This window comes from Bacillus sp. mrc49 (genome assembly GCF_002803435.1).
In genome coordinates this window covers 1-14,544 of the sequence record NZ_PHNG01000742.1, presented here as the reverse complement: position 1 = coordinate 14,544, position 14,544 = coordinate 1, and the positions used below count along the sequence as shown (strand labels likewise).

Annotated in this window: 13 protein-coding genes; 10 read left to right on the top strand and 3 right to left on the bottom strand. The window is 44.2% G+C overall.

All coding sequences use genetic code 11. The features are described 5' to 3' along the window. The 3 genes from CVN76_RS21755 to CVN76_RS21745 form a co-directional block, all read right to left on the bottom strand. A partial coding sequence (locus CVN76_RS21755) for a CotH kinase family protein (protein ID WP_232732414.1) occupies positions 1–1,191 on the bottom strand: 1,191 nt, incomplete at its 3' end. A gap of 69 nt (positions 1,192–1,260) precedes the next feature. Beyond that, positions 1,261–1,956 carry a DUF4956 domain-containing protein gene (locus tag CVN76_RS21750; protein WP_100533032.1) on the bottom strand — a complete coding sequence of 232 codons (696 nt, stop codon included), beginning with the start codon at positions 1,954–1,956 and terminating at the stop codon, positions 1,261–1,263. A gap of 39 nt (positions 1,957–1,995) precedes the next feature. Beyond that, complete coding sequence (locus CVN76_RS21745; RefSeq protein ID WP_100533031.1) at positions 1,996–2,679, bottom strand: polyphosphate polymerase domain-containing protein; 684 nt, start codon at positions 2,677–2,679, stop codon at positions 1,996–1,998. A 258-nt stretch (positions 2,680–2,937) separates the two neighbouring features. On the opposite strand from CVN76_RS21745, the gene CVN76_RS21740 reads away from it, so the two are divergent. From CVN76_RS21740 to CVN76_RS21695, 10 genes are all read left to right on the top strand, one after another. Beyond that, positions 2,938–4,290 (top strand): aspartate aminotransferase family protein, encoded by a 1,353-nt coding sequence (locus CVN76_RS21740; RefSeq protein WP_061141413.1) that lies wholly within the window; start codon positions 2,938–2,940, stop codon positions 4,288–4,290. A 4-nt stretch (positions 4,291–4,294) separates the two neighbouring features. Further along, positions 4,295–5,803, top strand: coding sequence for a pyridoxal phosphate-dependent decarboxylase family protein (locus CVN76_RS21735; protein ID WP_100533030.1), 1,509 nt, complete (start codon positions 4,295–4,297; stop codon positions 5,801–5,803). Positions 5,804–5,805: 2 nt separating this feature from the next. Continuing rightward, a complete protein-coding gene (locus CVN76_RS21730; protein ID WP_100533029.1) occupies positions 5,806–7,608 on the top strand; it encodes an IucA/IucC family protein in 1,803 nt (600 codons plus the stop codon). Further along, positions 7,598–8,182, top strand: coding sequence for a GNAT family N-acetyltransferase (locus CVN76_RS21725; RefSeq protein ID WP_232732410.1), 585 nt, complete (start codon positions 7,598–7,600; stop codon positions 8,180–8,182). The genes CVN76_RS21730 and CVN76_RS21725 overlap by 11 nt, the downstream gene beginning before the upstream one ends. Then, positions 8,157–9,485: a lysine N(6)-hydroxylase/L-ornithine N(5)-oxygenase family protein gene (locus CVN76_RS21720; RefSeq protein ID WP_100533028.1), complete on the top strand. Its 1,329-nt coding sequence runs from the start codon at positions 8,157–8,159 to the stop codon at positions 9,483–9,485. Before CVN76_RS21725 ends, CVN76_RS21720 begins: the two co-directional genes overlap by 26 nt. A 23-nt stretch (positions 9,486–9,508) precedes the next feature. Further along, complete coding sequence (locus tag CVN76_RS21715) at positions 9,509–11,326, top strand: IucA/IucC family protein (RefSeq protein ID WP_100533027.1); 1,818 nt, start codon at positions 9,509–9,511, stop codon at positions 11,324–11,326. A 261-nt stretch (positions 11,327–11,587) separates the two neighbouring features. Continuing rightward, positions 11,588–12,574, top strand: coding sequence for a LacI family DNA-binding transcriptional regulator (locus tag CVN76_RS21710; RefSeq protein ID WP_100533033.1), 987 nt, complete (start codon positions 11,588–11,590; stop codon positions 12,572–12,574). A 5-nt stretch (positions 12,575–12,579) separates the two neighbouring features. Further along, positions 12,580–13,455 carry a ribokinase gene (rbsK, locus tag CVN76_RS21705; RefSeq protein WP_442857594.1) on the top strand — a complete coding sequence of 292 codons (876 nt, stop codon included), beginning with the start codon at positions 12,580–12,582 and terminating at the stop codon, positions 13,453–13,455. Next, complete coding sequence (rbsD, locus tag CVN76_RS21700; RefSeq protein WP_100533025.1) at positions 13,452–13,844, top strand: D-ribose pyranase; 393 nt, start codon at positions 13,452–13,454, stop codon at positions 13,842–13,844. The genes rbsK and rbsD overlap by 4 nt, the downstream gene beginning before the upstream one ends. A gap of 18 nt (positions 13,845–13,862) precedes the next feature. After that, a partial coding sequence (locus CVN76_RS21695) for an ATP-binding cassette domain-containing protein (RefSeq protein ID WP_157805753.1) occupies positions 13,863–14,544 on the top strand: 682 nt, incomplete at its 3' end.

Sequence of the window (14,544 nt, the reverse complement as noted above, 5' to 3'; positions counted from 1 at the left end):
ATAACCATAATATTTTTCACGGTATTCGTCGTTAGAAAGCAGGGCATTCAATAAAGGGCGATCTTCAAGGGCCGTGCCTGAAACGGGCTCGGTGATGCTGAAGTTGATGTTACTTTCATTCATGAAATTGGAGCTCATATCCATCATCCCACCACCGTTCATATTCGGTGCTTCTTCGGGAAGCTTCATGTCATCCTGCTCAGCATTACCGTCCTTAGCAGTCGCTTCATCTTCATTTTTTTGATCGGTGCCTTCTGCCCGCCTCCCGCCGCCTCCGGAATAACCGCCAAATGACATATTATAGTCCCACGGCAATATCGAAAAGACTCCGTTCTCTTCATATAGGTAATAATTGTGCTTTTTATCTCCTTGATAATGATCAAGGTTGACAAGGGCAGTGTTGGCTGCGAAGTAGCGCAGCATTTCATCGACATCCAATACTTCCTCGATATTGCCTCCATTATTGATGGCATCGAGCATGTGGATCATGGCGGATTGGTCCGAATGATCGTTTGTTTTCAAATTCAATCCTGTGTAGTCATCAATATCTTCGCTGATCCATTTTAAATCGCTTCCCGTACCATCAGGATAATAGAGATCGCCTGTAGCATCAGCGAAGTTGGTATTTAGAAAGGTTTCCTCTATAGCTTCCACACCTAAGTAAAGGCCCCATTCCTTTCCGTTGATGGTCACGTACATATAGGAGTGCCCTGGTGTCGCTATGCCCATCTTTTCCATTAATTCATAGGAAAGATATTCTCTCATAAAAGTAGGATCACTGTAATTATTGTTCAGTGCCAACTTTTTCAGTCCGTGTAAATCTTGATCTTCCTGATAATAATCAAAGTCTATCTTCCAGCTGTAACGTTCGGAGTCGCCCATTTGAACAACGGAATTCAAGGAAAGATTTCCTTTGGTGCGGAATCCTACATTTTTAACCGTCTCCCCATTTATCGTCACATCGGCGTTAACGATTTCCTTTTCAGATGGGTTATCCAGGATGGAATCCAAATCATCATCAGCCAGTGTGATATCAACTTTCGTCACCTTACTTTGGTTAAATACCGATGTTGCATAGGTACTCCCTTTCGTTGCTTTTTCCACTTGAAGAAGGGGAACGATGTACATCACTGCTATAAAAATCATGATCAATGATCCAATCGCCGCTGCAACATATCTTGTTTTTAACATGCCTTGGCTCCTTCCTCCTGCCGTCCAATATAGAGGGGTGGGCATGGTTCCTTGTGACCGCCATCTATCTTAAGCTGTGAAGTTGCCATCATAACTCAACATGATGGCAGAATGGACGCTGGTCATGTCCTTTACTTGATTGATGAATTCCGCATTATTTTCTTTTAATCGAATCTCATATGTCACTTCGAGGTTATTATCGGCCATGATCGATTTCGATTTGATGGAATGCTTTTTCACCTTGCTGGATATCATTTCTTCCAACGTTTTTTCAATGGATGCATCTGAATATTTAACGATTAATAAAAAGGGATTTTCAACAGTGATTCGATTGGCAAATACGAGCATGACGATCCCTATTAAAATGGCACCGATAATAACGAGCGGAATTAATCCCGCCCCGCATAAGATCCCGGAGGCCGCTGCCCAGAATAGGAAGACCAGGTCCATGGGATCTTTGATGGGCGTTCTGAATCGTACGATGGAGAGCGCACCGACCATCCCCAAGGAGATTACGATGTTCGTTGATATGCCCATGATGATCAAGGCTGTGGCCATTGTCATGATGATGAGGGATATATTGAAATTGTGCGAGTACATCACACCGGAAAAGGTCTTCTTATAAATGACGTAAATGAACAATCCGATGGCAAATGCCAACAGCAATCCAATCAGGGAGTCAATGATCGAAAAGCTCTCGGTCTTGTCCAAAAAGCTTGATTTGAAAATATCATTAAACGTGGTGCTCGTTGTCGTCGTATCCATTTGTGATTCCTCCAAAAAGAATGTTTTTGTTTGCTGCCATCAGCCGTATCTTCTGCTTAGTTGATATTTTGAAAAAGCCGTTTTTCTAGTATCGATGATGGATAACGATTGTTTGATGATATCCGGAAGAAATTCGTCATACTTTATTTCCAGGATGACGACATCCGGATCGAGGGCATCGACTACGATTAATTCGGGATTCAGGAAGTCCGTATCGCGATAACTCGTTTTTACATGACTGTCAAAGGTGACCCGGACATTTCCGTACTCATAAATGAATACCTCCCTTTCATAGTCAACGACGGTTGTCGGCTTGATTTGAAAGAGTGTCATTTGCACGTATAAGTCCTTGAGGATATTCCTTGAATCCTCGGACATCCAATTTATATCTCCTGAACGGATCCGTTCGTATTCAGCGGCAGAAAGCCTGCACTTTTGTTTATAGGTAAGGTTATTCCGCTTACTCTTTTTTTCCAGGTTGATGAAATCGGTATTGTAATCATAAAGCCTGGCCCTGAATTTATCCCTATGATAAAACCCTTCCGTTTTTTGCCGGAGGATTTTATTGTCGAAGTTATCGAAATAGACACTTCGAATTAAATACTTCCCATCGTGTCCATGGGGATCAAGCTTCATGAAGCATTGCAGGACTTTCCTTAATAAATGGCAATCCGCTTTGGTGATTGCATGTTTGAGCTCCCGTCTTCCTTGTAAACCATTCATTGCCGTTCCTCCTTTTACATGATGATTGTCAGCGTTCAGCTTATAAACTCAACCTTAATAAAACCTTAAGAGCCTGTTCATGTTTAATAAAGCATGGAGAAATCGTCCCATTATTCCCCTGTTCTTAATTTTATTGGAATATTATAGAAGGAAAATGGTAGATTTAGCTTATTGAGAATAATAATCATTGTCAGTAAAATGATGATTGTGTCATTGAAAATGATAATTATTATCAATTAATATACTAGGAGGCTCATTATGGCAACTATCACACCCACTAAAAATGATCAATTGCTGGAACAGCAAAATACAAGGGAGTCAAACGCTCGTTCATATCCTAGAAGATTACCCATGGCCATCGAAAAAGCGGAAGGTATTTACCTTACAGACATGGATGGGAAAACATATATAGATTTTCTTGCCGGAGCCGGAACATTAGCGCTTGGACACAATCACCCGGCTGTCCTTGAAGAAATGGAAAAAGTACTTAAAAATAAAAGTCCTTTGCACACTTTGGACTTTACTACACCGATAAAAGAGCAGTTCGTTGACGAAATTTTTGAATGGCTGCCAGAAGAGTTCCGAAAAAATGCAAAAATCCAATTTTGCGGCCCCACTGGCGGGGATGCCATAGAAGCTGCACTTAAATTAGTTAAAACCGCTACAGGCAACAGCGGCATTTTATCATTCCAAGGTGCATATCACGGGGCAACGCACGCAACGATGTCAATTAGCGGAAATACAAAACCGAAGGAAAAGGTTCAAGGATTGATGCCAGATGTACAATTCCTGCCATATCCTTATCAATATCGCTGTCCTTTTGGCATTGGCGGCGAGGATAGTCATAAAATCAGCAGCCAATATATCGAAAACCTGCTGAATGATCCCGAATCCGGATTATTGGCTCCTGCGGGAATGATTTTAGAGGCCGTGCAAGGAGAAGGCGGGTCCATACCTGCGCCGATCCCTTGGCTTAAGGAAATCAGAAGAATAACAAAAGAGAAGGGCATCCCGCTGATCATTGACGAAGTTCAATCAGGCATAGGTCGCACAGGCAAAATGTTCGCCTTTGAACATGCAGGAATCATTCCGGATGTTCTTGTCCTATCGAAAGCAATCGGTGGCAGCCTGCCATTATCTGTCGTGATTTATCATAAAGATTTGGATGTTTGGACTCCAGGTGCACATATCGGCACATTCCGCGGGAACCAATTGGCAATGGCAGCTGGCACTGCAAGTTTAAAGTACATGAAACAGACCAACCTTATTGAACATGCAGCAAAAATGGGTGAACTGTTACAGGATATCCTCAAAGATTTGCAAAAGGATATACCGCAGATCGGCGATGTTAGAGGTCGCGGCCTAATGGTTGGCGTTGAGATGGTCGATCATCAAAAAGAGCAAAATCAAAATGGGAGTTACCCAGCCCATTCGGAGCTTGCAAGCGCGATACAACAGGAGTGCTTCGAAAGAGGTTTGATTCTGGAAGTCGGAGGCAGACATGGAAGCGTAGTGAGATTCCTGCCGCCATTAATCGTAACGGAAGCCCAGCTTCGCGAAGCTACTGAAATTTTTGAACAAGCTGTTCGTGCAGCAGTAGCAAGGGGCTGAAGCAATGATTGAAACCTTAAAGAAAGCTGACTTTGCCTATGCTCCATTTTTCCTGAATAACGAGGAAGGGATCCAAAACTATACACGGTCTCTAAAAATCATTGAAAACACGTTAGCCGACTTCTTAAAGGGGAACGATTCCCCCTATTCCGGCAAAAAACCGCATGAATTGGAAGCAAGGTTAAATGAACTGTCCATTGCATCCATAAAAGGAGAGACCCTTGAGTCGGTTGCGGCCGAGCTAGCTGAATTTGTGATCAATGACAGCATGAATGTACACAGCCCAACCTGTATCGGGCATTTGCATTGCCCGACGTTAATACCAGCCGTGGCTGCCGAGATGATCATCAGTACGTTGAATCAATCGATGGATTCATGGGATCAAAGCTCGACTGCAACCTTTGTTGAAGAACGACTAATCAAATGGTTGTGCAATCAGGCAGGATTACCGGAAAAAGCGGACGGTGTGTTTACCAGCGGCGGTACACAATCTAATTATATGGGCCTGCTGCTGGCCAGGGATGCGTATTGTAAGCGTGCCTGGGATGTCGATGTCCAACAACATGGACTGCCGGCCGATTCGAAAAAACTAAGGATTTTATGCTCGGAGGCCGCCCATTTTACGGTTCGCAAATCGGCGGCACAACTGGGGCTTGGTGAACAGGCGGTTATCACGATTAAAACGGATGCAAATCACCGTCTATCCATCGATGAAATGAACCAACAGCTGAAGCTCTTGAAGGAGCAGGATTTACTTCCATTTGCCATCGTTGCTACTTGTGGGACAACGGATTTCGGTTCGATTGATCCAATGGCTGATTTGGCTGAAATTGCGAGGGCGAACGGAATTTGGCTGCATGTAGATGCCGCATATGGCGGTGCAATGATGTTGAGTCGCAATTTCAGAGAATCGGTAAAGGGAATGGAATCGGCGGATTCCATTACAGTCGATTTTCATAAACTATTCTATCAACCAATAAGCTGTGGTGCTTTCCTTGTTTCAGATCGTGACCACTTTCAATATATCCAGCATCATGCCGATTACTTGAATCCCGAGGAAGATGAAGCGGAAGGAATGGTCCACTTAGTCAATAAATCGATCCAAACAACGAGGAGATTCGATGCGCTGAAACTTTGGATGTCCTTAAAGGTTGTTGGACTTGATACGTTTGCTGAAATGATCGACTATACATGTCATCTTGCAGGAGACGCAGCGGCAATGATCGATAAAGAGGACGGATTCCGTGTTTTGAACAGCCATCCTGAATTGAATGCAGTCGTATTCCGTTATGATCCAGAGGGCGTAAGTGCTCAGTTGGCAGATCAGTTAAATAAGCAGATCCAGCAGGAATTATTGAATAGCGGTCGCGCATTTTTAGCAAAAACCCGTTTCGAGGGCCAGGTTTATTTAAAAATGACCCTACTGAATCCGATGACAAGGCTTGAGCATATAGAAGACATACTAGATGAGATTCGCGTACTAGGTGAAATGTTCAATATGATGGAGGAATGAAGATGAATAGTAAGCAAATAGCCCAAAGGGCGACGATGCAAAGCTTTCTGAATTGTTATTTCAGGGAAACCGGGAATGGCAGATTGGAAGAATCGAAGAACTGGCCTGAATTGGAGGGAACGGTTCCCGATTCTTTAATCGTTTGCAATCTTACATCCCAAGATATTGCCTTGCTTGTTCCAATTAAGTATTGGTCGGAAACGGGTCGCCATATTTTCGCCTTCCCGGCCTATTACCGAACATCATCCAAACAGGTACACGAATTGGACTACGTGACAATGGTTTCCGCGATATCCAAAGAATTATTGACTGAACAGGGAAGGACGGATAGCGAAGATGAGCTGATGCTGCGCGTCATCCTCAGCAGCCAAAATATTCAGCGCTATGTCGAAGCCCGGTTTGAAGACTATGACGCCCTTCAAAGCTGTGATTTTACATATATTGAGGCAGAACAGTCGCTTTTATTCGGTCATCTGCTCCATCCTACTCCAAAAAGTAAGCAAGGCATTTCAGAACGGGATGAAACGATCTATTCACCTGAATTAAAAGGAGAGTTCCAGCTGCATTACTTTTTGGCCGATCCCGCGATCGTCATCCAGGACTCCAGCGAAGCCCTGTCTGCAAGTGAAATCATCAAAAGTGAATTAATGGCAGACATTGAGGTTCCTGAAGAATTCCGTGACAAGTATTGCCATGAAGATAGCCAATCTATCATTATACCGGCACATCCGCTTCAGGCAGAGCATCTTGTCGAAAAAGATGAGGTCAGGCGATTAATCGAGTCGGGTCAGCTTATCCATGCAGGTCCGCTTGGGAAAAAGTTTACCGCAACTTCTTCATTCAGGACGGTCTATAGTGCTTCATCCCGGTATATGTATAAGTTTTCAGTGCCGGTCAAGATTACGAATTCATTACGAGCGAATCTGCAAAAAGAATTGGATCGCGGTGTGGAAATAGCTAGACTGATGGATTCGAAATTGGGCGATGATCTCAAACAACACCATCCGGCCTTCCGTGTCATAAAGGACCCTGCGTACTTAACGATTAAAACAGAGGAACATGACTCAGGCTTCGATGTAGATATAAGAGAAAATCCTTTCTTTGAAGACGATAAACAAACCAGTCTGATTGCCGGCCTTTGCCAGGATAATGCCTTTGGAGCACCTTCCAGGCTCTCGGCCATCATCCATAAATTGGCCATAGATGAAAATCGGCCGACAGAAGAGGTGAGCATCGATTGGTTCACTAGTTATCTGTCAATGACCGTAAAACCAATGCTTTGGTTATTTGAAAAGTATGGAATCGTCCTGGAGGCCCATCAGCAAAATTCCATCATCCAGCTTCAAAACGGGTACCCTTCCACATTCCATTACCGTGATAACCAAGGATATTATTATTGCCAATCCAAGGTGGACCGCTTGTTTAGCATCCTTCCCGAGCTTAGCAAAAAAAGCTTCACCATATGTTCCGATGAAGTTGCTGAAGAAAGACTGCAATACTATTTTTTCTTCAATCATTTATTGGGATTGATCAATAATTTCGGTACAGAGGGATTGGCATCTGAAAAAGCACTATTGCAAATCGTTCAGGAACAATTGGAATCGATCAACGTAATGAGCGATGATGAAGGGCTGAATCGAGTTGTTTCCAGGCTGCTCCAAGAAAGAAAACTGCCTTGTAAAGCGAATTTACTGACACGTTTTCATGACTTGGACGAGCTTGTGGGCTCACTTGAGACACAATCCGTTTATACGATCATCGATAATCCATTTGCGCAAGGGGTCTTGGCTGTCAATGAAAAATAGTTATGAAGAAATGCTGAAAGACCATAAACAATTACTATCATTTGTCAAAGTTGAATTTGATCGGGATATCGATATGTTGCATGGTTGGATGCACGAAGAACATGTGATACCCTATTGGAATTTGAATTTCACTAAGGAAAAATTTGCGCTCCATTTACAAAAGGCATTGGCTGATTCACATCAAACACTCTATTTAGGCTGCCTTGATGAAACACCAATGAGCTATTGGGAGTCGTATTGGGTAAAAGGCGATATCATTGAAGACTATTATGAGGCCGAGGAGGGTGATCAGGGAATTCATTTGCTCATTGGCAATCCTGAATACCTCGGAAAAGGACTGGCTTTGCCATTTTTACGGTCGATGGTGAAATACCAACTCCTCACTTCCCATACCAAAAAGGTGATGGCCGAACCGGATATTAGAAATGAAAAGATGATTCATCTGTTTGAAAAATGCGGGTTCACACCAATGAAAGAAATTGAACTTCCAGATAAGACCGGTTTGCTTATGGCTTGCACGCGTGAGAACTTCGAAAGGAAGTGGAAATATGGAGAAGCAACGATTTACCTATGATGTGATTGGGATCGGGATCGGTCCTTTCAATCTTGGGCTAGCCGCCCTATTGGAGAAAACTCCAGAACTGGATGCTCTCTTTTTTGAAAGGAAGCAGGAGTTTAATTGGCATGAAGGGATGCTGCTTGAGGGGACGACGCTGCAGGTCCCGTTCTTCGCTGATCTGGTCAGCATGGCGGATGTGACAAGTAAATATAGCTACTTGAATTATTTACAGCAGCATGACAGGCTTTATCATTTCTACTTTCTTGAAAAGTTCCTGATCCCGCGGAAAGAATATAACGACTATTGTCGCTGGACTGCCAATCAGCTCGATACCTGCTGCTTTGGAAAAACGGTGGAATCGATAGAGTATAGAAACGATCAAAAAGAGCCCGTTTACCGTATACACGTAAGGGATGAACAAACCCGGCAGGTAGAGGTGTTTCATAGCCGTCATGTGGTACTGGGTATCGGAAGTGCCCCGGCGGTGCCTGCTGCATTTAGTCCATTCATAGGAGAAAGCATCTTGCATTCTGCCGATTATTTGCGGAATAAGGAAAATATATTGAATAAAAAATCGATAACGGTTGTCGGTTCGGGCCAGAGTGCAGCCGAGGTGTTCGAGGATCTGTTGAATGAGCAAGAAAATCATGGTTACCAGCTGAACTGGTATACAAGGTCAAAAGGTTTTTTCCCGATGGAATATTCAAAACTTGGTTTGGAATACTTCACGCCGGATTATCTCGATTTCTTTTATCGTCTGCCCCAGGAGAAGAAGGATGAAATCCTGCCGAAGCAGGACCTCTTGTATAAGGGGATCAGTGCGACGACGATTGCATCGATCTTCGACAAAATATATGAGAAATCGATTGGAAATGCCGAACTTGCCATTGAACTTAGGGCCATGACGGAAGTGTCAGCATTAAAACCTTCCGATCGTGGATGGACATTGAAATGTCATCAATGGGTCGAAGAAAGCGATTTTAATGTGGATACTGAGGCGATCGTATTCGGAACAGGGTATAAATCAACCGTCCCGACCTTTCTTGAAGGCATGGAAGACCTTCTTGTCCGCGATGAGCTTGGCCGTCTGGACATAACCAAGGACTACCGGATTGGTACGACTGTCCCGACCTCCAATCACCTTTTCATTCAAAACGGAGAGATACATACGCATGGTGTAGGTGCACCGGACTTAGGGCTGGGGGCTTTCAGGAATTCGATTATCATTAACCGAATAGCGGGCAGGGACGTATATCCAGCCGAACCAAGAGGAGCTTTTCAATCATTCCGTGTAAAAACGCCGGTCACGGCCTATTAAATAGAGTGAAGGGGAGTCAGTGTATGCAATTCATAAATGAAGTGGAAAAGGCGGCTACGAAAAAAAATTGGTCGATCGTAAACCAAAACCTGCTCGCCAAAATGATTTCCGAATATATGTATGAGGATATGATCCATCCAGTCCTCTTGATCGAAGATGCAGCAGGAAACTTATATGAGCTGAAAATAAATGAAGATCTATCGTATCGATTTTTAGCGAGGCCGCGCCTATTCGATAGCTTTGAAGTTCAGGCTGATTCGATTTCGGTCTATGAAACCGCAACTGGAGAAGCTACACAAGCGAATGATGCGATTCAATTCATTTTGGATCTTCAGCCGCTAATTGGAATGACGGCAGAAACAACCGGCCATTTGATTAAAGAATTCAATCATACATTGCTGGCCGACCTGCAATTGCTAGCCAAGCCAGGACAAAGCGCTGATGAGTTGGTCGAGCTGGACTATGCATGGCTTGAGGGAGAAATGAGCGGGCACCCTTGGATCGCTTATAATAAGGGGAGAATCGGATTCGGTTATGATGATTATTTGAAGTTTGCTCCGGAAAACCAGGAGAAAATCCAGCTATCATGGATTGCCGTCCATAAAACAAGAGCCGCTTTCAATTCAATCCAAACATTGGACTACAAACAATTGATGGAAAATGAACTGGATATGGAAACCCGAAAGGATTTTTCCGATAGATTGGCAGAGAAGGGCTTAGAAGAGAAAGACTATTATTACCTGCCGATTCATGAATGGCAATGGAAGAATGTCATCATCCAGAATTTCACCGATGATTTGGCCAAGGGGCTGATCGTGGCATTAGGTAATGGCCCTGATGAGTATCTGCCGCAGCAGTCGATTCGGACCTTCGTTAATCTGTCCAATAAGAATAAGCACCACGTCAAGCTGCCAATGAGCATATTAAATACGCTCGTCTATCGCGGATTGCCAGCAGAACGTACGGTCATTGCACCAAAGATCACGGAGTATATTAAGAATATTTACGACAATGATCGTTATTTAAAAGAGGAATGCAAAGTGGTGCTTCCCGGTGAAATCGCCAGTCTGAATGTCGATCATCCCTATTTCTCCAGGTTGAAAAATGTACCCTATCAATATTTAGAGATGCTGGGCGGAATTTGGAGAGAAAGCATTTACAGTTATATGGAGGAAGGCGAGAAGCCCATTACGTTAGCGTCGCTCCTGCATGTGGACCAAGAAGGCAAGCCGTATGTGGAAAGTCTGATCGAAAAATCAGGGTTAACCGCTGCAGAATGGACGGACCAACTATTCGAAGTCATCCTTTCTCCGTTATTACATTTCATTTATCAATATGGTGTTGTTTTTTCGCCACATGGCCAAAATACGATTTTAGTATTGAAGGATTACAAGCCGCATAGGCTGGCAATCAAGGATTTTGTAGATGACGTCAATATAAGTGATCAGCCGCTTCCTGAATTGAGCGAACTTCCTGATGATCTAAAAAAGGTACTAAGGTGCGAGCCGCCTGAAGGACTCGTTCAATTCATTTTCACGGGACTCTTCATTTGTCACTTCCGTTATTTGTCGACGCTCCTGATGAAAAGGAAATTATTGAATGAGAATGTCTTCTGGGAAGGCGTAACGAAAGCGATTCTTGCACATCAGCAAAAGTTCCCGCAGCTGCAGGACCGGTTCGACCTATTTAATTTCTTCGCCCCGAAATTAACAAAGCTCTGTTTAAACAGGAACAGGATGCTTCAATATGGATACAGTGATGGTGAAGATCGACCGCACGCATCAGAGTACGGATATGTCAATAATGCTCTGTACGAAAAGCTACCTGCCAAATCCATTTAATTTTTGCTAAGCTGGCTCAATTTCATTGAGCCAGCATTTTATTTTGTTATTTTTCGGAAGAGGGTGATAGTTTTGTTCTGCTTATTGATAGAAGAAGAATCGTTCAAACATGACGTGCCTGATGATCTGCATCTTCGAGTTAGTCCTGCGATATGGTTCCGATTACCTGAAAAATATCTTAAGAATAAAGCTTGCCGTGCAGATAAATTGGTGATAAGCTATTTGTGTAAACGGTTACAGAAAATTTTTGAGGTGGATATAGTGGCAACTATTCGGGAGGTTGCAAAGGAAGCAGGCGTTTCCGTAGCAACGGTTTCTAGAGTCATGAATGGCAGCGGGTACGCACATGAGGACACAAGGAAGGTCGTCATGGCGGCTGTTGAAAAGCTGAATTATAAACCGAATGAAGTGGCAAGGTCCCTCTATAACCGTAAATCCAAATTGGTGGGCTTGATCTTACCGGACATTACGAATCCTTTCTTCCCGGAAATGGCAAGGGGTGTCGAGGATTACTTGCAGCAATTTGGCTATCGGCTGATATTCGGAAATAGCGATGAGAAGAGAGATAAGGAAATAGAATATATCGACACCTTTCTACAGAATAATGTAGTGGGCATCATTGCTTCGACAAGCGAAGAAGCCAATGAAAATTTTGACAACCTGAAAATTCCAGTCGTCCTCCTCGATCGGACGGCAGAGAACTTGCCAGCCGTTTATTCCGACCAAAAGACGGGTGGCAGGTTGGCAGCACGGGTATTGCTCGATAGGGGCAGTACAAATATCGTCCTGATCAGGGGACCCGTGGAAATAAAGCCTGTTTATGAACGGTACACGGCTGCAATGGAGGAATTGACACAGGCGAAGGTGAATGTACAGGTGATGGACTCATCCCTCACTCTACAAGGAGGACAAGTATGTGTGCGTCAGCTATTCGAGCAATATCCAGAAACGGATGGAATCATCGCTTGTAATGATATTGTCGCAGCTGCTGCCCTTCAGGAAATCTTGAAACGGGGAATCCGGATTCCGGAGGATATTCAATTGATCGGCTATGATGATATCGCCTTCACGGCATTATTGCATCCGCCGTTATCGACCATTCGCCAGCCTGCCTATGAGATGGGGGCACAAGCTGCGGAAATGTTGATTAGGAAAATCAATCAGGAAAAAATAGAAGAAACACATAAGAAGCTGCCTGTTTCTTTTGTGGAAAGACAAACAACGAGAAGAAAGGTGGAAAAGCCGTGATCAAAATGGCAGTAGTGGGAAGTTCATCGATGGATCTGGTGGTGACATCAGCAAAGCGTCCAAAAGCAGGGGAAACGGTTTTAGGAGATTCCTTTATCACGGTCCCGGGAGGAAAGGGAGCGAATCAGGCAGTGGCAGCAGCCCGCCTTGGTGCGGAAGTATCGATGATTGGATGTGTAGGAGATGATTTTTATGGGGAAATCATTTTAGAAAACCTGAAAAAAAATGGCGTAAATACGGAGTATGTGGAACCGGTTACAGGTTCTGCCTCAGGTACGGCACATATCATCCTTTCGGAAGGCGATAACAGCATTATTGTCGTTAAAGGGGCAAATGACTTCATTACTCCCGATTATGTCCAAAAGGCCAAAAAAGCCATAGAGGAAGCGGACATCGTCATGGTCCAGCAGGAAATACCCGAGGAAACGGTCGAATACCTGGCTGGGCTGTGCAAAAAGCTCCAAAAAAGACTGCTATTGAATCCCGCTCCCGCCCGCAAGCTAAGCGAGGATGTCATTCAACAAGCAGCATTCCTGACGCCTAATGAACATGAGTTCGAAATACTTTTCAATGGGAGAGATCGAGCGGAAGTCCTGACGGAGCATCCCAATAAATTATTCATTACGGAAGGAAAAAATGGTGTCCGATATTTCGACGGCCATGAAGAAAGGGTCGTTCCTAGCTTTGTAGTGGAAGCGGTGGATACGACAGGTGCAGGAGATACATTCAATGCCGCCTTTGCGGTGGCCGTTGCAGAAGGCAAAAGCTATGATGAATGTTTGATATTCGCCAACCGGGCAGCGTCCATTTCCGTGACGAAGTTGGGGGCCCAAGGCGGCATGCCGGTTAGGGCGGAAGTCGAAAGGGGCCTTGAAGCATGAAGAGGCAAGGAATCATCAATAGTTCGATAGCCAAGGTCCTTGCCGACCTTGGTCATACGGATTATATAGTTGTAGGTGACGCCGGTCTGCCGGTGCCGCCGGGAGTCATCAAGATAGACTTAGCCTTGACGCCTGGAACCCCATCGTTCCAAGCTGTAGTGCGTGCCGTTCACGAAGATATGGTCATTGAAAAGGTCATCGCCGCCACTGAGGTGATAGAGAAAAATCCAGACCAGCATCAATATATGGAGCAGCAGTTCGGCGAAGCGATCGAATATGTTTCACACGAAGATTTCAAGAAGCTGTCAAGTAAAGCGAAAGCCGTCATTCGGACGGGGGAGACGACGCCGTATTCGAATTGCATTTTGCAGTCTGGAGTATTCTTTTAAAGAAAGAGGTGAAGAGCCATGCAAATCGAAATGCACGACATATATAAGGCTTTCGGTCAAAACAAGGTATTGGAGGGCGTTCATTTTTCGTTGGAGGCTGGAGAGGTACACGCGCTCATGGGGGAAAATGGAGCAGGGAAATCAACCTTGATGAACATTTTGACTGGTCTTCATAAGCAGGATCAAGGAACGATCGTGATTAACGGCAATGAAACCTCATTCAAGGATTCCAAGGAAGCAGAAGAAGCGGGGATGGCCTTTATCCGTCAGGAATTGAATATTTGGCCGGAAATGACCGTGCTGGAGAACTTATTTATCGGCAAGGAACTGGTAAATAAGTTAGGCGTCCTAAAGACGAAACAAATGAAAGCGCGTGCAAAAGAAGTTTTTAAAACACTTAATATTTCCCTTCCCTTCGATAAGGAAGCCGGCCTTTGTTCCGTAGGTGAACAGCAAATGATCGAAATTGCCAAGGCGCTGATGACGGAGGCCGAAGTCATCATCATGGATGAACCGACCGCAGCGTTAACCGATAGGGAGATCGAAAAGCTATTTGAAGTGATGAAGGGGTTAACCCAAAAGGGTGTATCACTTGTTTATATCTCGCATCGGATGGAAGAAATATTCGCCATTTGTGACCGGATCACCGTTATGCGTGATGGTAAAACCGTCGATACGAAAAGAATTGTCGATACGAATT